19 protein-coding genes are annotated in these 18,160 nt (G+C 71.2%); 3 read left to right on the forward strand and 16 right to left on the reverse strand.

What is annotated here, in order from left to right; genetic code table 11:
• Position 1: 1 nt before the first annotated feature.
• The 8 genes from CP970_RS07735 to CP970_RS07770 all read right to left on the reverse strand — a co-directional run bounded on the left by CP970_RS07735 (position 2) and on the right by CP970_RS07770 (position 8,418).
• Entirely contained in the window at positions 2-1,327 is a 1,326-nt protein-coding gene (locus CP970_RS07735) for a sulfite oxidase (RefSeq protein WP_055556547.1), read from the reverse strand.
• An 89-nt stretch (positions 1,328-1,416) separates the two neighbouring features.
• On the reverse strand, positions 1,417-2,019 hold the full coding sequence (locus CP970_RS07740; RefSeq protein ID WP_055556538.1) for a hypothetical protein: 603 nt from the start codon (positions 2,017-2,019) through the stop codon (positions 1,417-1,419).
• Positions 2,020-3,177, reverse strand: coding sequence for an ROK family glucokinase (locus CP970_RS07745; protein ID WP_055556540.1), 1,158 nt, complete (start codon positions 3,175-3,177; stop codon positions 2,020-2,022).
• A 227-nt stretch (positions 3,178-3,404) separates the two neighbouring features.
• Positions 3,405-4,235 (reverse strand): ATP-binding cassette domain-containing protein, encoded by an 831-nt coding sequence (locus CP970_RS07750; protein ID WP_055552606.1) that lies wholly within the window; start codon positions 4,233-4,235, stop codon positions 3,405-3,407.
• Complete coding sequence (locus tag CP970_RS07755; protein ID WP_055552607.1) at positions 4,232-5,293, reverse strand: ABC transporter permease; 1,062 nt, start codon at positions 5,291-5,293, stop codon at positions 4,232-4,234. Before CP970_RS07755 ends, CP970_RS07750 begins: the two co-directional genes overlap by 4 nt.
• Positions 5,290-6,234, reverse strand: coding sequence for a sugar ABC transporter substrate-binding protein (locus tag CP970_RS07760; protein ID WP_107099047.1), 945 nt, complete (start codon positions 6,232-6,234; stop codon positions 5,290-5,292). The genes CP970_RS07755 and CP970_RS07760 overlap by 4 nt, the downstream gene beginning before the upstream one ends.
• A 186-nt stretch (positions 6,235-6,420) precedes the next feature.
• The gene (locus CP970_RS07765; protein ID WP_055552611.1) at positions 6,421-7,413 is read right to left on the reverse strand and encodes a sugar ABC transporter substrate-binding protein; all 993 of its coding nucleotides are present in this window, start codon (positions 7,411-7,413) and stop codon (positions 6,421-6,423) included.
• Positions 7,414-7,548: 135 nt separating this feature from the next.
• Positions 7,549-8,418 (reverse strand): GntR family transcriptional regulator, encoded by an 870-nt coding sequence (locus tag CP970_RS07770; RefSeq protein ID WP_079043825.1) that lies wholly within the window; start codon positions 8,416-8,418, stop codon positions 7,549-7,551.
• A gap of 35 nt (positions 8,419-8,453) precedes the next feature.
• Between CP970_RS07770 and CP970_RS07775 the strand changes: the two genes are divergently transcribed.
• The gene (locus CP970_RS07775) at positions 8,454-9,458 is read left to right on the forward strand and encodes a Gfo/Idh/MocA family protein (RefSeq protein WP_055552615.1); all 1,005 of its coding nucleotides are present in this window, start codon (positions 8,454-8,456) and stop codon (positions 9,456-9,458) included.
• Between the two features lie 24 nt (positions 9,459-9,482).
• Here the strand turns inward: CP970_RS07775 and CP970_RS07780 are convergent, their stop codons facing one another.
• The 3 genes from CP970_RS07780 to CP970_RS07790 all read right to left on the reverse strand — a co-directional run bounded on the left by CP970_RS07780 (position 9,483) and on the right by CP970_RS07790 (position 11,949).
• Complete coding sequence (locus CP970_RS07780; RefSeq protein ID WP_055552631.1) at positions 9,483-9,896, reverse strand: PaaI family thioesterase; 414 nt, start codon at positions 9,894-9,896, stop codon at positions 9,483-9,485.
• Positions 9,897-10,036: 140 nt separating this feature from the next.
• Positions 10,037-10,708, reverse strand: coding sequence for a response regulator (locus CP970_RS07785; protein ID WP_055552633.1), 672 nt, complete (start codon positions 10,706-10,708; stop codon positions 10,037-10,039).
• Positions 10,705-11,949: a sensor histidine kinase gene (locus tag CP970_RS07790; RefSeq protein WP_191094882.1), complete on the reverse strand. Its 1,245-nt coding sequence runs from the start codon at positions 11,947-11,949 to the stop codon at positions 10,705-10,707. The genes CP970_RS07785 and CP970_RS07790 overlap by 4 nt, the downstream gene beginning before the upstream one ends.
• Positions 11,950-12,107: 158 nt before the next feature.
• Here CP970_RS07790 and CP970_RS07795 point away from each other — a divergent pair, with 158 nt between their 5' ends.
• Positions 12,108-12,314: a hypothetical protein gene (locus CP970_RS07795; RefSeq protein WP_055552619.1), complete on the forward strand. Its 207-nt coding sequence runs from the start codon at positions 12,108-12,110 to the stop codon at positions 12,312-12,314.
• Positions 12,315-12,344: 30 nt separating this feature from the next.
• On the opposite strand, the gene CP970_RS07800 is transcribed toward CP970_RS07795, so the two are convergent.
• The 3 genes from CP970_RS07800 to CP970_RS07810 all read right to left on the reverse strand — a co-directional run bounded on the left by CP970_RS07800 (position 12,345) and on the right by CP970_RS07810 (position 14,555).
• The gene (locus tag CP970_RS07800) at positions 12,345-12,752 is read right to left on the reverse strand and encodes a ribonuclease (protein WP_055552621.1); all 408 of its coding nucleotides are present in this window, start codon (positions 12,750-12,752) and stop codon (positions 12,345-12,347) included.
• Positions 12,753-12,879: 127 nt separating this feature from the next.
• Positions 12,880-13,785: a DMT family transporter gene (locus CP970_RS07805; protein ID WP_055552623.1), complete on the reverse strand. Its 906-nt coding sequence runs from the start codon at positions 13,783-13,785 to the stop codon at positions 12,880-12,882.
• A 161-nt stretch (positions 13,786-13,946) separates the two neighbouring features.
• The gene (locus tag CP970_RS07810; RefSeq protein WP_055552635.1) at positions 13,947-14,555 is read right to left on the reverse strand and encodes a dihydrofolate reductase family protein; all 609 of its coding nucleotides are present in this window, start codon (positions 14,553-14,555) and stop codon (positions 13,947-13,949) included.
• A gap of 207 nt (positions 14,556-14,762) precedes the next feature.
• Between CP970_RS07810 and CP970_RS07815 the strand changes: the two genes are divergently transcribed.
• Positions 14,763-15,503: an SDR family oxidoreductase gene (locus tag CP970_RS07815; RefSeq protein WP_055552625.1), complete on the forward strand. Its 741-nt coding sequence runs from the start codon at positions 14,763-14,765 to the stop codon at positions 15,501-15,503.
• A 72-nt stretch (positions 15,504-15,575) separates the two neighbouring features.
• Here the strand turns inward: CP970_RS07815 and alc are convergent, their stop codons facing one another.
• Positions 15,576-16,694: an allantoicase gene (gene alc / locus CP970_RS07820; protein ID WP_055552627.1), complete on the reverse strand. Its 1,119-nt coding sequence runs from the start codon at positions 16,692-16,694 to the stop codon at positions 15,576-15,578.
• A 5-nt stretch (positions 16,695-16,699) separates the two neighbouring features.
• The gene (gene allB / locus CP970_RS07825) at positions 16,700-18,049 is read right to left on the reverse strand and encodes an allantoinase AllB (protein ID WP_224058318.1); all 1,350 of its coding nucleotides are present in this window, start codon (positions 18,047-18,049) and stop codon (positions 16,700-16,702) included.
• Positions 18,050-18,160 lie beyond the last annotated feature (111 nt).

Below are 18,160 nucleotides of genomic sequence, written 5' to 3' on the forward strand. Positions count from 1 at the left end.
CTCAGACGACCGTCACCTCGTGCCGCACCACCGCGTCGAACAGGTACCCCTGCGTGTTGTGCCTCGTCGTGCGCGGCTGGACGCGGCCCGTCGTGTCCGTGGCGCGGGACAGGAGCGTCGTGGGGCCGGGGCTCGTCGGGCGCCACGGCAGGGACCAGCGGGTCCAGGTGGCGCGGTGGGGGGTGTCGTGGAGGTGGGCGCGGTGCCAGGTCGTGCCCGCGTCCGTGCTGACGTCGACCCGGGCGATCGCGCCCGCGCCCGACCAGGCGCGGCCGGTGAGGCGGTGTCGGGTGCCGGTGGAAAGCCGTGCGTTCCACGGGAGTTCGAACGCCGACTTGAGGGTCTGGCGGGTGAGCGGGGCGCTGCCCTGTGGCGGGTACCCGTCGCCGTACAGGCGGTAGAAGTCCGTGTTCCAGGGCGAGTAGAGGGGTGTTGAGGAGACCTCGATGTCGCCCAGCCACTTGATCGAGGCGATGCCGACCCAGGAGGGGGCGAGCAGGCGGACCGGGTGGCCGTGGTCCGGGGGCAGGGGCGCGCCGTTCATCTCGTACGCGAGGATCACGTCGTCCAGGGCCTTGGCGAGCGGCAGGGGGCGGCGGACCCGGCCAAGGTTCGTGCCGTCCGCCGTCACGTAGTCGTCGTCGAGGCCGCGCGGCAGCACGTCCACCGCGCGGTGCGAGAGGCCCGCGAGGCGCAGGACGTCGGAGAGGCGTGCGCCGCGCCAGCGGGCCACGCCGACCGCGCCCAGCGTCCAGGCGGTGCCGGAGACCTCTTGGCCCTGCTGCGTGGCGAACAGGCTCCTGCCGTTGCCCGCGCACTCGACGAACGCCGTGCGGGACACGGCGGGCAGCCGCTTGAGGTCGGCGAGCGTGAACTCCCGCGCGCCGCCCGTCAGTCCGTCGCCCGTCAGTCCGTCGCCCGTCAGTCCGTCGCCCCAGACCCGCAGGGTCCAGGTGTCCGCGTCGATCCGCGGCGTCGCCGTGTGGTTGCGTACGAAGAAGTGGGAGACGGGAGTGGTGTGGCCGGTGCCCGCGAGGGACTCGAAGCGCGTCTCTGCGTTCGTGCCGCGGATCGTGAAGCGGTCGGCGGGGAGGTCCTTGACGATGCCCGGGGCCGCGGTTGCCGCGGCTGCCCTCGGCGCCGCGAGACCCACCGGCACCGCCGACGCGAGGCCCGCCGCGGCGACGAGCCTGAGGACGTCCCGGCGCGCGACGCCGTCGGCGCGCGCCTCCCCCGCCAGCCACTGACGGAGTCTGCCGCGGTCGTACGACGCTTCGGACGGGGCGCTGCCCATGACGGGGGTCGCCTTGCGGCGCGAGGGATGCATGGGCGCCACGCTAGAGGCCGTGGCGCCCGCCGCCCAGTGATCCGGCACCGCTTCACGCACCGGCAACAATGCCCGGCGCGGCGGCACCGTCAGGGTGTCGTCGACGACACCACGTACACCATGGGGTGTTTGGCGTTGGAGCGGTCCACGACGACGTCCTGCGTCGGGGCCGGGTTCTTCTCGTAGTGGGTGAGGCCCGACCACGGTCCTGGCCCGGTGAACTCCCAGCCGACGACCTTCTGGTCGCGCTTGCTGATCGTGATGTCCTTGGGTTCGAGCTTGCCCGTGGACGTGCCGATCCGCTTGAGGAACTTGTCCAGGCCCTCGTTGCTGGTCAGGAACTGGACGTACAGACGGCTCGTGCGCCAGTTGTTCGTCTCGTAGTAGGCGACTTCCTTGGAGTACGGCGGGATCGGCACGTCGTACAGACGGCGCTGGACCCGGGAGGGCCAGCCCTCGCTGAGGCCGGTCGCGGAGTACTTGTCCTCCTTGTCGCGGCCGCTGTTGCGGCTCTGGCTCGCGGAGATCGCCAGGTATCCGGCGGGGATCCCGATCAGGAGCACGATGATCGTCGCCGTCAGCCAGCGGCGGCGGATCATGTGGCGGCGGTCCTCGGTCTTGCCTCCCTCGCGGTCCGGTTTTCCGGCCGCGCCGGGACGCTCCGGGGACGAGGGCTGGCGGGGCACGGTCATCTACGCGGTTCCCTGGGAGGTGCGGTCGTTGGAGCGGCGGGCCTCGGCGTACCGCTCATAGCGTTCGTAGCGCTCCACGCGGCGCCGGTTGGCGCGGCGGAAGCGGCGGGCGACCAGGCGGGCCAGGTCGGCGGCGCCCACCATGCCCGCCTCGGGGCCGAGCTGGGCGCGGGCGATGCGGGCCTCGGGGCGGTAGCCGCGGCCGGTGAGGTGGCGGCGGAAGGCGTCGCGGGCGGGGCCGATCAGGAGGTCGTCGGCGGCCGAGACGCCGCCGCCGATCACGAAGCAGGACGGGTCGAGGGCGGCGGCGAGGTTCGCGATGCCCACGCCGAGCCACTGGCCGATGTCCTGGAGCAGCTCGACGCACATGGCGTCGCCCTCGCGGGCCAGCTCGGTGATGAGCGGTCCCGTGATGTCGGGGACGTTGCCCTTGACGCGCTCGATGATGCCGTACGCCACCGGGGAGTCGGCGGCGGCCAGCTCGCGGGCCTCGCGGACCAGCGCGTTGCCGGAGCTGTACTGCTCCCAGCAGCCGCGGTTGCCGCAGGGGCACCGGTGCCCGCCGGGGACGACCTGCATGTGGCCGAACTCGCCCGCCACCCCGAACTTGCCGCGCTTGACCTGGCCGTCCTCCAGGATCGCGCCGCCGATGCCGGTGCCGAGCGTGATCATGACCAGGTGGTCCTCGCCGCGGGCGGCGCCGAAGCGCCACTCCGCCCACGCCGCCGTGTTCGCGTCGTTGTCGACGAGCACGGGGACCGCGAGGCGTCCTGAGATGCGGTCGCGCAGGGGTTCGTTGCGCCAGGACAGGTGCGGGGCGAACAGGACGCGGTTGCGGTCCGCGTCCACCCAGCCCGCCGCGCCGATGCCCACCGCGTGCACGTCGTGCCGGTCGGAGAGGTCGAGGACCAGTTCGACGATGGTGTCCTCGACGACGCGCGGGCTCTTGGACTTGTCCGGGGTCTCCGTACGGAGGGTCTCCAGGATGTTGCCGTCGGCGTCGACGACACCCGCCATCACCTTCGTGCCGCCGATGTCGATGCCGACGGTGGGGACGCGGGGCGCCGTCAGATGGGATCGGCGTTCGCGCGTGCCCACGGTCCGCAGGACGGTGGCTCGTGCGGAGCCGCGGTGCGCGAGGTCGCGGTAGGTGCTCATTGCGGCGATTCTGCCTCACGCTCGCGGGGGCGCGCACAACGGGCACGGGGCGTGAGCCCCGTCAGGGGCGCGCCCCGTAGGGGCGCGGGGAACTGCGCGAGCAACCAAAGAAGAAGCCGCGGTCGCGTCTGCTCGGTGGCCCGGCAGACGCGACCGCGGCTTTTCCTGGGCTGAGCGCGCAGTTCCCCGCGCCCCTTACGGGGCTCGCCCCTGACGGGGCGCCCCGGCTAAGAGGCGCGGTTCTCCAGTTCGTGACGCAAGTCGTCCAGTTCGGAGCCGCCCGCCATTTGGCGGGTCAGTTCGTCGAGGGTGATCTCGTCGCGGGCGTAGCTGCCGGACATCGCGCCGCGCTTGAGGAGGACGAAGCGGTTGCCGACCAGGTACGCGTGGTGGGGGTTGTGCGTGATCAAGACCACGCCGAGGCCCGCGTCGCGGGCCGCGGCGACGTACTTGAGGACGACGCCGGACTGCTTGACGCCGAGCGCGGCGGTCGGCTCGTCGAGGACGAGCACCTTCGCGCCGAAGTGGACGGCGCGGGCGATCGCCACGCACTGGCGCTCACCGCCCGAGAGCGTGCCGATGGGCTGGTCCACGTCGCGCAGGTCGATGCCCATGCGGAGCAGCTCCGCACGGGTCGTCTCGCGCATGAGGTCGACGTCCATGCGGCGGAAGGGGCCGACGCCCTTCGTCGGCTCGGAGCCGAGGAAGAAGTTGCGCCAGACCGGCATCAGGGGGACGACGGCGAGGTCCTGGTAGACCGTGGCGATGCCCAGGTCGAGGGCTTCGCGCGGGGAGCCGAGCCGGGTGTCGTCGCCCTCGATGCGGAAGGCGCCCGCGTCGTGCTGGTGCAGCCCCGCGATGATCTTGATGAGGGTGGACTTGCCCGCGCCGTTGTCGCCGAGCACGCAGGAGATCTCCCCCGCGTGCACTTCGAGGGAGACGCCTTCGAGGGCGCGGATGTTGCCGTAGTACTTACTGACGTCGTCGAGCTCGACGAGCGGGGTGCGCTCCCCCGCCTGCGGCGGTACGGCGTCGCTGACGTCGGTCTTGTCGGTCACTTCGTCGCCTCCGCGCGCTTGCGGACCCAGTGGTTGAGCAGGGTCGCCAGGAGCAGCATCACTCCGAGGAAGAACTTGAACCAGTCCGGGTTCCACTCGGCGAACACGATGCCCTTGCTGACCATGCCGAAGATCAGCGCGCCGACGGCCGCGCCGACCGCCGAGCCGTAGCCGCCCGTGATCAGGCAGCCGCCGATGACGGCCGCGATGATGTAGATCAGCTCGTTGCCGACGCCCTCGCCGGACTGCACGACGTCGTACGAGAAGAGCAGGTGCTGGCCGGAGACCCAGGCGCCGAAGGCGACGCCCATGTAGAGGCCGATCTTGGTCGCGGCGACCGGGACGCCGACCGCGCGGGCCGCGTCCTCGCCGCCGCCGACGGCGAAGATCCAGTTGCCGACGCGGGTGCGGAGGAGGATCCAGGTGGCGACGGCGATCAGGGCCAGCCACCACACGATGGTGATCTTGAAGTCGACGCCGCCGACGGTGATCGTCGAGGCGAAGACGGACTTGGCGGAGGAGAAGCCCTCCATGTCGGCGATCGACTTGGTGGAGACGGTGCCGCTGATCAGCTTGGTGAAGCCGAGGTTCATGCCGGTCAGCATCAGGAACGTGCCGAGCGTGATGATGAAGCTCGGCGGGTCCGTGCGGGTCAGCATCACGCCGTTGAACACGCCGACCGCGAGGGTCACGAGCAGCGAGACCAGGACGCCGACCCAGACGTTCGCGGTCATCTGGTAGCTGAACATCGACGAGACCAGCGCGGACGTCGTCACCATGACGCCCGCCGACAGGTCGAACTCGCCGCCGATCATCAGCAGCGCCACCGGCACCGCCATGATGCCGATCGTCGACGCCGCGTAGAGGACCGTGGCCAGGCTGGTGGCCTGCACGAAGCTGTCCGCGACGATCGCGAAGAAGACGAACACGGCGACGGCGCCGACCACCGAGCCGAGCTCGGGCCTGCCGAGGAGCTTCTTCAGCGGCGACGTCTTCAGCAGACGCTCGTCGCTCTTGGTGCCCGGCGACGGCGCCGGGGCGGGTGCGGTCGCTGTCATCGCGTCCCTCGCTTCGCGTATTCCTCCAGCTCGGCGGCCTGGTCCTTGGTGATGATCTGGGGCCCTGTGAGGACGGGCTTGCCGCCGCCGAGTACGTCGGCGTTGTACTTGTACAGCCACAGCAGGTCCACGGCCTCGTACCCCTGGAGGTAGGGCTGCTGGTCGACGGCGAAGCCGAGCGAGCCGGACTTCAGGCCCGCGGCGACCTTCTCGTTGAGATCGAACGTGTCGATCTCCGCCTTGCTGCCCGCGCCCTCCTTGGCCTTCACCGCGGCGTCCGCGAAGGGCGCGCCGAGCGTGACGACCGCGTCGACCGACTTGTCGGTCTGCAGCCTGGCCTCGATGGAGGACTGCACGTCGGGCATGTTGGTGCCCGTCACGTACAGGTTCTCCATCTTGCCCTCGAAGGTCTTCTTGGCACCCTCGCAGCGCTGCTCGTGGCCGACGTTGCCCTGCTCGTGCAGGATGCAGAGCGCCTTCTTCTTGCCGCGCTTGTTGAGCTCATCGCCGACGGCCTCGCCCGCGATCGTCTCGTCCTGGCCGATGTGGGTCAGCGCGCCGAACTCCTTGGACTCCGCGGAGCCGGAGTTCACGGTGATCACCGGGATACCGGCCTTCTCCGCGCGGGCCAGGGCGCCCTTCATCGCGTCCGGCTTGGCCAGCGTGACGATGATCCCGTCGACCTTCTTGTCGATGTAGGAGTCCACGAGCTGGGCCTGCTGCTGGGCCTCGTCGTCATGGGCGTACAGGAACTTGATGTTGTCCTTGACCGCTGCCTGCTTGGCGCCGTTCTGGACGATGTCCCAGAAGGTGTCGCCGTCGCCGGAGTGCGTGACCATGCCGAAGGTCCAGCGCGGCGTGTCCACCGCGGCCCTCCCGCCGGCGGCCGCCGCCTTGCGGGCGTCCTCGGCACGCTTGCCCCCGGTGCTGCTGCATCCCATCAGGGAGGCTCCGAGCACCGCCACCAGCACGGCGCCCACGGCGCGTACCCCTGTCTTCACCCTTGCCACGACGCCGTGCCCTTCTTGTTCTGCTCCTCGGTGCGGCCGGTCCTGATCCCAGGCCCGGCCGCCCAAGTATCGACCACGCGGATCACGCATGTGTTCATCGGGTACCGCGGCGTGTGGTCACCGCGTTCCCCTGGCCGTGTACTTCTCCAGCTTCGGTACGTCCTTCCCGGTGACGATCGCGGGTCCGGTGAGGACGGGCTTGCCGCCTCCCAGGACGTTCGCGTTGGTCTTGTAGAGCCACAGTTCGTCGATGGAGAGATAGCCCTGGAGGTAGGGCTGCTGGTCGACGGCGAAGCCGACCTCCTTGGCCTTGAGGCGCTTGACGACCTCGGCGTTCAGGTCGAACGTGTCGACCTCCGCCTTGCTGCCCGCGTCCTCCTTGGCCTTCACCGAGTACGCGGCGATCGGCGCGCCGAGCGCGACGACGGCGTCGATGTCCTTGGTGGCCTGGAGCTTCGCGCTGATGGAGGACTGGGAGCCCGGCGCGTCGGTGCCCTGGACGTTCAGGTTCTCCACCGATCCGTCGAAGGTCTTCTTCACGCCCGCGCAGCGCTGTTCGAGGGAGACGTTGCCCTGTTCGTGGATGACGCAGAGGGCCTTCTTCCTGCCGCGCTTGTTGAGCTCCTCGCCGACCGCCTCGCCCGCCACCGACTCGTCCTGGCCGATGTGACCGAGCGCCCCGAACTTCGCCGAGAACTCGCCGCCCGAGTTGATCGTGACGACCGGGATCCCCGCGGCCTCCGCCTCGGCCAGGACGGCCTTCATCGCCTCGGGCTTGGCCAGGGTCACGACGATCCCGTCGACCTTCTTGTCGACGAACGACTGGACGAGCTCGGCCTGCCCCTTGGCCTCCTTGTCGTTGGCGTAGAGGAACTCGACGTTGTCCTTGCGGGCGGCCTGCTTGGCGCCGCTCTGGACGATGTCCCAGAAGGTGTCGCCCTCACCGGAGTGGGTGACCATCGCGATCTTGAGGCGGGGCGTGTTCACACCCTTCCCACCCCCGCCACCGTCCCCCGACGTGTCCTCGTCGTCCTTGCCGCCGGAACTGCTGCAGCCGACCGCGAGCGAGAGCACCGCGATGAGGGCTGCGGCCGTGCGGGCTGTACGCATGGGACCACCTCTTCTCCCGGCCGCCCGATTGCGGCTGGAGGAGTTCTAGCGGCGGTCCCACGGCAGCGTCAATGAATTTGTCAGAACATTCTGACGACCGTGAGCAGCTTGACGCCTACGGCCGCACCTTGACGCCTACGGCCGTACGAGGAGCTGGAACTCGAAGGAGTAGCGCGAGGCCCGGTACACGTGCGAGCCGAACTCGACCGCCCGGCCCGTGTCGTCGAAGGTCGTGCGGCGCATGGTGAGCAGCGGGGCACCCGCGCCCGGCTCGGCGAGCCGCTCCGCCTCGTCGGCGGTCGCGGCGCGGGCTCCCACCGACTGGCGCGCGCTGTGCAGGGTGAGGCCCGCCGCGCGCATCAGGCGGTAGAGCCCGGTGGCCTCCAGACGCTCGGTGTCGAGGTCGAGGAGCCCGCCGGGGATGTGGTTGGTCAGGTACGCCATGGGCTCGCCGTGGGCAAGGCGCAGCCGCTCGATGAGCTGCACCTCGTCCCCCTCGCCGACCCCGAGTGCCGCCGCGACCTCGGCGGACGCGGCCTCGACGGTGTTGCGCAGGACGCGGGTCTCGGGTCGCTGGCCCGCCGCCTCCAGGTCGTCGAAGAGGCTGCTCAGCTCCAGGGGGCGTTTGACCTGACTGTGGACGACCTGGGTGCCGACGCCTCTGCGCCGCACCAGCAGGCCCTTGTCGACGAGGGACTGGATGGCCTGGCGGACGGTGGGCCGGGACAGGCCGAGCCGCCCCGCGAGCTCGATCTCGTTGCCGAGGAGGCTGCCGGGGGTCAGGGCACCGCGTTCGATCGCCGCTTCCAGCTGCTGGGCCAGCTGGAAGTAGAGCGGGACCGGGCTGCTGCGGTCCACGCCGAGGCGCAGCGCGACGGTGGGGTCCTTGGCCGGCTTGTCCTGGGCTGCTTTGGCGACTGGTTTGGACACGGGGCGAGCGTAGCCCCGGGAGATGTTGACGGGAAGTTCTGTTGTCAGGACAGTTCTGTTGTCAGGACAAAGCATTGACAGGAGCGGCGGGGCGTGGCGAGTGTGGGTCCATGCGCATCGGACTCATCGGAACGGGCCGTATCGGCACATTTCACTCGGTGACCCTCGGCCGTCATCCCGAGGTGACGTCCCTGGTCGTCGCCGACGCGGACGGCACGAGGGCGGCCGACCTCGCGGAACGGATCGGGGCGGAGGCGGCTCCCTCCGTCGAGCAGGTGTTCGCCCTCGGGGTGGACGCCGTGGTGATCACCGCGGCCACCTCGGCACACGCCGAACTGATCGGCAGGGCGGCCCGCGCCGGGCTCCCGGTGTTCTGCGAGAAGCCGATCGCGCTCGACCTGCCGGGCACGCTGGCCGCCCTCGCCGAGGTCGATGCCGCGGGCACGGTGCTGCAGCTCGGCTTCCAGCGCCGCTTCGACGCGGGGTACGCGGCGGCGCGCGACGCGGTCCGCGCGGGCGCCCTCGGCCGACTGCACACGGTGCGGGCGATCACCTCGGATCCGGCCCCGCCTCCCGCCGCGTATCTGCCGCTCTCCGGCGGCCTGTACCGCGACTGCCTGGTGCACGACTTCGACGTCCTGCGCTGGGTGACGGGGCGCGAGGTCACCGAGGTGTACGCGACCGGTTCGGACGCGGGCCCCGCGATGTTCCGCGAGGCGGGCGACGTCGACACGGCGGCGGTCCTGCTCACCCTGGACGACGGCACGCTCTGCACGGCGACGGCGACCCGGTGCAACGGAGCGGGCTACGACGTCCGCATGGAACTGGCCGGCGAGCTCGACCAGTTGGCGGTCGGCCTGGACGACCGCACGCCGCTGACCTCGGCGGAACTCGCGGGCCCCGCCGCACCGGACAAGCCCTGGCCGGGCTTCATCGAGCGGTTCGCACCCGCCTACGAGGCGGAGCTCGCCGCCTTCGTCGAGGTCGTACGAGGAGGGCGGGCGAACCCCTGCGACGGGCGCGAGGCGCTGCACGCGCTGCGGATCGCGGAGGCGTGCGAGCAGTCGCGGCGCGAGCGCAGGCCGGTGCGGATGGCGGAGATTCCCGGCGGCTGACACGCGCCGCGCTGTTCACACCGCTCACGCCGTGGAGAGCACGGTCCCCTGGGCGATCGCGCACAGGACCTCGGCGTCCACGGCGCTTCCCCCCGAGGCCACGCCGCTCACGGTGAGCAACTCGCAGCGCACCACCGCCTGTCGCCGTCCCGAGTGCGCGACGGTGGCGCGGGCGATCAGCTTGGCGCCGGTCGCCGGGCGTACGTACTGGATGGAGAATCCGGAGGTCAGCACGGCGGGTCCGAGCGTCGTGCCCGCGGCGAAGGTGATGCTGTTGTCCGCCGCGTACGCGAGGACGCCGCCGTGCAAGAAGCCGTTCTGCTGGTGGAGTTCCTCGCGGATGTCGATCTCCAGCGTGGCCGCGCCGTCGCCGAACCGCGTGATGCGCGTGCGGACGAGACGGCTGAACGGCTGGGCGTCCAGGACCTTTTGTGCCATCTCGAAATCGATCGGCTCGACCGGCTCGACCGGTTCGACGGGCTGGGTATCGGGCGACGCGGGCTGTGGCGCGGACTCCGGCAGGGGCGGCTCAGTCATGAGGGGACTTCTATCACCGGACGGGAAGCCCCCGCACCCCTTCAGCGCGGCTCGTCGAGCAGCCCCGCGTCATGCGCGAGCAGCGCGATCTGCACCCGGTTGTTGAGGTCGAGCTTGGTCAGGATGCGGGAGACGTGCGCCTTGACGGTGGCCACGCTCAGGAACAGTTCCGCCGCGATGTCCGCGTTGGAGCCGCCCCTGCCGACCGCGACGGCGACCTCCCTCTCGCGCTCGGCCAGCGAGCCGAGCCGCTCCACCGCGCGCCGCCTGCGGTCCGTCTGCGGGTCCACGCCGGTGACCTGAGTGATCAACTGCTGGGTCACGGTGGGCGAGAGCACCGGTTCGCCCGCGGCCACCGCGCGTACCGCGGCGACGATCTCGGCGGGTGCCGTGTCCTTCAGGACGAAGCCCGCGGCGCCCGCCCGCAGCGCCCGGAGGACCTGTTCGTCGGCGTGGAAGGTGGTGAGGACGATGACTTCGGGGGCGTCGGGCCGTTTGCGCAGCGCCTCCGTGGCGGCGAGGCCGTCCATGGTGGGCATGCGGATGTCCATCAGGACGACGTCGGGGCGGAGTTCACCGACCAGCGGGGCGACCTCACTGCCGTCGCCCGCCTGGCCCACGATCTCGATGTCGTCCGCGCCGCCGAGCATGAAGGAGAGTCCGGCGCGGACCAGGGGGTCGTCGTCGACGAGGAGCAGCCTGATGGTGTTCATGGGGCCCACGGTAGCCACGCCTCCAAGTGGAAGCCGCCCTCGGGCGGCACGCCGTGCCCGAGCCTGCCGCCCGCGAGCGAGGCGCGCTCGGCGAGGCCGATCAGCCCCTGCCCCGAGCCCGGCACCTTCGGTACGTCGCCGACCGGTGCGGGGTTGCGCACGGAGAGCGTCAGGCCCTCGCCGGGCGCGCCCGACACGACGACGGTCACCTCCGTTCCCGGGGCGTGCTTGCGGGCGTTGGTCAACGCCTCCTGCGCGATGCGGTACGCGGTGCGGCCGATGGCCGCGGGCATGGCCGCCGGGTCGGCGACGTGGTTGTCGAGGGCGACCTTCATGCCCGCCGCGCGGGACTCGGCGACCAGGGTGTCCAGGGCCGTGAGTGTGGGCTGCGGGCGGCCCGACGCGTCCGCGTCGCCGCCGCGCAGGACGCCGATCACCTGGCGCAGGTCCTGCAGTGCCTCGTGGGAGCTCTCCCGGATGACGCCCGCGGCGCGGACGATCTCCGCGCGGGGCGCGTCGGGGCGGAACTCCAGGGCGCCCGCGTGCACGCTGAGCAGTGTCAGCCGGTGCGCGAGGACGTCGTGCATCTCGCGGGCGATGGACTCGCGGGCCAGGCGCTGGGCCTGTTCGGCGCGGAGCGCGGCCTCGTTCTCGGCGCGCACGGCGCGGTCGCGCAGGCTGAGCAGCAGCTGGCGGCGGGAGCGTACGAACATGCCCCAGCCGATGACCGCCGCGGTCAGGACGACGCCGAAGGCGATGGCGATCCCGTAAGGCATCTCCGAGTCGGGCCGCACCCAGTAGGTGAGGGGCACCAGCGCGACCGAGATCCCGCCGACCCACGCGACGTACCGGAAGGGCCGGTGCACCGCGAGGGTGAAGAGCGTGAGGGCGGCGGCGCCGCCCGCCGTGTCGGAGGCCACCGCCACCGGCAGCATGGCGATGGCGAGACCCACCGGCCAGCGCCTGCGCAGCCAGACCGCGGCGCAGGCGAGCGCGCCGATCACCTGGTCGAGCTCGGCGTAGCCCGCGGAGATGTGCGGATTGTCGCCGACCGAGTCGGCGCCGATCATGCCGATCAGGACGGCCGCGATGAAGCAGACGAAGTCGACGAGCCAGTCGCGCACGGTCCGCCGGGTGCCGCGGCGCCGCGCGTGGTCGGGGTCGAGTTCGCTCGCGACGGCGGACGGCAGCGCCCACGGCCTTCTGGCCAGGGGCTGGGGGGTGGGCTCGGTGCCGCTCATGGTCGACAAATCTACGCACTGCCCACGGCCCCGGGCATCCCGCACGCGTGATCATCTACGAAAGTCGCGCAGGTCCGAGACTTTCGGACCCGCGCGGGAGGGGAATCCTCGCCCCGTGGCGGATGTGCGTGGGGAAGCGCCGGGGCGAGGATCCCGGTATGAGACAGGTACTTGAGGTCCTTGGCGTGTTGCTGCTGATCCAGGGAGCGGCCGGCCTGATCCATGAGCTCACCGGCAGCCTGGACGGCTGGGGCGTCGTGCAGCGCCTCGGTCTCCTCGACGGATACGAGATCTACGCGAGCGTCACCCTGCTCGTCCTCGCCGTCGCGCTGTTCGCCGCGGCGGAGAGCCGCAAGTCACGCTGACAGGGCGCCCCTGCCGTACGGCCCGGGACCTCAGCAGCCGCGGTCCACCAGGTCGAAGGACGCGTAGTGGTCGGCGGTGTAGTAGTCCTCCTGGCTCTTGTCGCCGGTCACGATGCGCCGGGCACCGCGGTTGTCCGAGCCGGGCGTGATGACGGTGTACTCGTGGTAGTAGCCGGAGCTCTGCTTGGGCAGCTCGCCCTCGCGGTTCTGGAAGACGGTGCCGTCCTGCGGGTACGGGTAGGGGCCGCCCTTCTCGATCAGGTCCAGGGTGTCGTGCGCCTGGGAGGGCAGGGCGGAGTAGCAGATCTTGCCGACCGCGGTGACGGAGTACGAGACGGGGGCTGCGGGCGCCGCGCTCGCGGTGGCCGCGACGGGGCCGCCGATGAGCAGGGCGGCGGCGAGGGCAGTGACGCTGACGATTCGTGGGGGGATTCGCATGGGTCCAGTGTGACGCGCGTAGAGGTTGGCGTGTCAACGTCAAGTGCGGGGAATTTTCCGGGAGTTACCGGCTGTTAACCGAGCACATTCCGCTCTTCGCCCGCACTTCTCCCACGCATCGGCGACATCACCGCACCCGGCGTCCCAAGCCGGTCCCCACAAGGACCAGCACCCCGCCCAACAGCCCCAGCGCGCCGAGGCGTTCGCCGCCGATCACGATGCCGACGACCGCGGCCCACAGGGGCTCCGTGCCGAGCAGCAGGCTCACCCGCGACGGCGAGGTCCTGCGCACCGCCCACATCTGTACGAAGAAGGCGACGAGGGTGCAGAAGACGGAGAGGAAGAGCAGGCCCGCCCACTCCCGCGCGCCGAAGCCCGCGGCGACGGACCACGGCGTCGCGCCCGTACCCGCGGCCGCGAGCAGCGCGAACACCAGGACCGCGCTGCCCAGTTGGACCGTGGTGAGGGAGAGCGAGTCGGCGTCGCGCACCACCTTGATGCGCGCCATGGCGAGGACGTGCGCGGTGCGGGCGAGGGCGGCGAGCAGGATCAGCAGATCGCCGAGCGAAGGCCTGGTGAAGCCGCCGCTCTGGGTCAGCAGGACCACGCCGAGCACGGAGAGCCCGGCGGCGGCCAGGAACGCGCGCGGCGGCCGCGCCCGCCGCGCCGCCGCCTCGGCGAGCGGTGTGAAGACCATGGTGAGGCTGATGATCAGGCCCGCGTTGGTCGCCGATGTGTGCACGACGCCGTAGGTCTCCAGGAGGAAGATCCCGGCGAGGATCAGGCCGAGGACCCCGGCCCCGCGCCACTGCGCGGCCCCGAGCCCCCGCAGGGACCGCCAGCCGACCGCCACCAGGGCGGGCAGCACCACCGCGAACCGCAGGACGAGCACGGCGACGACCGTGTGCGCCGTGGTGATGCCCTTGGCGGCGAGGTAGCTGGCGCCCCACACCACGGCCACGAGCAACACGGGCAGGTCGGTCAGCCAGGCGCGGCGCGGGGCAAGCGTGGCGGGGGCGGCGAGGGTCGACACGGGGCGCGGTCTCCAACGGGTGCGGCAGCGGCCGACGGGAGCGGCAACAGCTGCGGCGGTGTGGAGACTTCGGCGGCTCGCACGCGGAGCGCACACCGTATCCGTCGAAGATCGCGCCGGGAAGGGCTCGCGCCTCGCGTCTCACGTGCCGGTCGCGCGGCTCAGTAACTGCCGTACTCCGGGCGCCCCGCACGCTCGTACGTGCTGATGACGACGCCCTTGGACGTCGTACGCGACCCGGCGAGCCGGAACGCGGTGGGCAGGCCGCCCTCCGCGAAGAGCCGCTTGCCCGCGCCGAGGGCCACGGGGAACGTCAGCAGGTGCAGGGTGTCGATCAGGTCGTGCGCCATGAGGGAGCGCGCGAGGCCCGCGCTGCCGTGCATCTGGAGCTCGCGCCCCGGCTGCTCCTTGAGCGCGGTGACGTCCTTGACCAGGTCGTCGCGGCCGATGATCCGCGTGCCCTGCCAGTCGGCGGCGGTCAGGGTGGTGCTCGCGACGTACTTCGGCAGGGAGTTGAGGCGCGAGGCCACCGGGTCGGCGGGGTCGGTCATCTTGGGCCAGTACCCGGCGAAGATCTCGTAGGTGCCCCTGCCGAGCAGGAAGGCGTCGGCCCGGTCGAAGACCTCGGTGACGAAGGCGCCGAAGTCGTCGTCGCCGTAGGGCACCGACCAGCCGCCGTGCTCGAAGCCGCTGCTGCGGTCCTCCTCCGGGCCGCCCGGGGCCTGGATGACGCCGTCGAGGGTGAGGAACTGGGTGAAGGTGAGCTTCATGGTGCGTGCCTTCTCTCGGATGGGTTCCGTGTCCGTCACCTACTGAGACCCGTCGGCGCCCCGGAAGTCATCGCCGCCGGGCCGCCGAGATCCGCGTCCGTTTACCGCCAGCCGGGACCCGTACGAACGCCTTTGATTGAACTCGTAAGCACTTACGGCGCAAGTCGCCGGATACCAGCACGGACACACAGAAGAGGTACGAGAAGCATGTCTACTCTCACCGGCAAGAAGGCCCTGGTCACCGGCGGCAGCCGCGGCATGGGCGCGGCGATCGCGCTGCGCCTGGCACAGGGGGGCGCGGACGTGGCGATCACCTACGTACAGAACGAGGGTGCGGCCCACGAGGTCGTCGCGAAGATCGAGTCGATGGGGCGGCGCGGCTTCGCCGTCAAGGCGGACGCGGCCGACGCCGGGGACGCCGCGGGCGCCGTGGAGCGCGCCGCCGACGACCTGGGCGGCCTGGACATCCTGGTGAACAACGCGGGCATCGGGGTCCTCGGCCCGATCGGTGACCTGACCCTCGCGGATGTCGACCGGGTCATCGCCGTCAACGTACGCGGGGTCTTCCTGGCCTCGCAGGCGGCGGCCGGGCGGCTCGGGGACGGCGGCCGGATCATCACCGTCGGCAGCTGCATGGCTCAGCGGGTGCCGGGCCCCGGCGGCACGCTCTACGCGACGAGCAAGGCCGCGCTGATCGGTCTGAACAAGGCGCTGGCACGGGAGTTGGGCGGGCGCGGGATCACGGCGAACCTGGTCCAGCCCGGTCCCATCGACACCGACATGAACCCGGCGGACGGCCCCTACGCCGACGCGCAGAGCGCCATGACGGCACTCGGCCGCTTCGGCTCCGCCGACGAGGTGGCGTCCCTGGTCGGCTATCTCGCCGGGGAGGACGCCGCGTACGTCACCGGCACCGAACTGTCGGTCGACGGCGGCCACGCCGCCTGACCGCGAGCGGAACTGGTTGCGGGGCGCACCGGGGCTGTCCACCCGGTGCGCCCCACGTTCAGTGGGGGCGGATCAGCCGCCCAGCTCCTGGTGGCGGGCGGCCAGCTTGGCCGCGCCGCTCTCGGTCAGCGAACCGAACAGGCGAAGCCGCGAGATGCCGCCGTCGGGGAAGATGTCGACGCGGACGTGCGTGCCGACGACCGGCGCGTCGAGGACGAAGCGGTGGTTGGTGTCGGGCTGCAGGCGGGTGCGCGGCAGCGCCTCGACCCACTCGCCGCTCTCGCCGTCGCGTACGGAAAGGGAGGCCCAACCGGCCGAATTGCCCTTCAGGTACGCGGTGTCGATCTCGACGGCGCGGATCTCGGACTGCTGGACCAGCTGGTAGCGGATCCAGTCGTTGCCGTTGTCGCGCCGCCTGCGGGTCTCCCAGCCGTCGTCCATCTTGCGGGAGCGGCCCGGCTGGATGGTGTTGGTGGCCGGGGAGTAGAAGCGGTCGGACGCGTCCTCGACCTGGCCGCCGTTCTCCAGGGCGACCACGTCGAACGTGCCGAGCGCGGCGAGCCACTTGGGGTCGGCGGCGACCTCGCCGTACACACGGAGGCGGGCGATGCCGCCGTCCGGGTGCTGGTTGACGCGCAGGTGCGTGAAGCGCTGCTCGACGTCCACGGCGAAACCGTTGGCCGCATGCCCGCCAACCGCCGTACGCGGTACGAGAGTCGTCCACTTCACGTCGTCGCCGAGGAGTTCCTCGGGAGTGGGCGAACCCTCGACGCTCGTCCCCTCCACGGACACGGCCTGCGGGTAGTTGCCGCGGAAGTGGGCGGTGTCGATGACGATGCCGCGCACGACACCCGGCGCGCCGAGGCGGACGAGCGCCCAGTCGTGGTCGTCGGCGGTGGGCCACGGGTGCTCACCGGACACACCGCGCCGACGGCGGGTCTCCCACCCGTCCATGACCTTGCCCTTGTGCCCGAAGTGCTCCGGGTCGAAGACGGCGTCGTGCGGCAGGAGCAGGTTCTCGCGCATCGCGAAGAACTCGTCGTTGGCGGCGATCACACCGGCGCCGAGCTGCCGGTCGGCGAGGTTGGCGTACTGGGTGAAGGGGAAGTCGGCCGTGCGGTAGTCGGCGAAGGGCTCGCCGCCGCCGTAGGGGCTCGCGTCGCCGGTGTAGGAGGGTATCGCCGTCGTCACAGTGATCAGTTGTTCCTTTCCAGAAGTCGGCCCGCGGGTTCGCTGAACTCGCCGCCGTGCAGGATGCGTTCGCCGCGCAGCCAGGTGGACTTCACGACGCCGCTGAGGGTCTTGCCCGCGTACGCCGTGACCCGGTTCCGGTGCTGCAGCTCCGCGGGATCCACGGTGAAGGTCTCGTCGGGCGCGAGGACCGCGAAGTCGGCGTCGCGGCCGGCTTCGATGGCGCCCTTCTGGTCGAGTCCGACCAGTTGTGCGGTACGGGTGGACATCCACCGCACCACGTCCTCAAGCCCGTACCCCCGCTTACGGGCCTCGGTCCAGACGGCGGGCAGACTCAGCTGCAGCCCGGAGATGCCGCCCCAGGCGGTCGCGAAGTCGTCGGTCTTCAGCTCGGCGGTCGACGGCGAGTGGTCGGTCACGACACAGTCGATGGTCCCGTCGGCGAGCGCGGCCCACAGCAGGTCCTGGTTACCGGCCTCCCGAATGGGCGGGCAGCACTTGAACTCGCTGGCCCCGTCCGGGACTTCCTCGGCGGTGAGCGTCAGGTAGTGCGGGCAGGTCTCGACGGTCAGCCGGACACCCTCGCGCTTGGCCGCGGCGATGAGCGGAAGGGCGTCGGAGGACGACAGGTGCAGCACGTGCACCCGCGCGCCGAGCCGCTTGGCGACGGCGATGAGGCCCTCGATCGCCGTGTCCTCGGAGATACGGGGACGGGTCTGGAGGTAGTCGTCGTACTTGGGGCCGCCCTTGCTGGGCGCCACGGCCAGCTCGTGCGGATCCTCGGCGTGCACGATGAGCAGCCCGCCGAACCCGGTGATCTCGGCCATGGAGGCGGTGAGCTGCGCCTGGTTCAGCTCGGGGAACTCATCGACTCCCGAGGGCGACAGAAAACACTTGAACCCATATACACCCGCGTCGTGCAGCGGCTTCAGATCCCGCACGTTGTCGGGCAGGGCGCCGCCCCAGAAACCCACGTCGACATGGGCCTTGCTCCTGGCCACGTCCTGCTTGGTCCGCAGGTTGTCGACCGTCGTGGTCGGCGGCAGGGAGTTGAGCGGCATGTCGACCAGGGTCGTGATGCCACCGGCGGCCGCGGCCCGGGTGGCGGTCCAGAAGCCCTCCCACTCCGTACGGCCGGGGTCGTTCACGTGGACGTGCGTGTCGACGAGGCCGGGCAGCAGGACGTCGTCGCCGAAGTCCTCCAGGCGAGCGCCGTCCGGCACCTCGGCGTCGTACGCGCCGACGGCCACGATCCGCCCGCCGGCGACGGCGACCGATGCGGCCCGCGTACCCTCCGGCGTGATGACGCGAGTCGAGCGAAGAACCAGCTCAGCGGCCACGTCCTGTTCCGACACCCGTGTCCCCTCTCTTCTGTTCCGCTTCACAGACCTTGTGTTTCCGCTTAACGGAATTCAACGTTCTGTTGAAGGAGTTTTCACGCTCGACCGCGAGACGTCAAGGGTCGA

Source organism: Streptomyces kanamyceticus, from assembly GCF_008704495.1.
Lineage (GTDB): Bacteria > Actinomycetota > Actinomycetes > Streptomycetales > Streptomycetaceae > Streptomyces > Streptomyces kanamyceticus.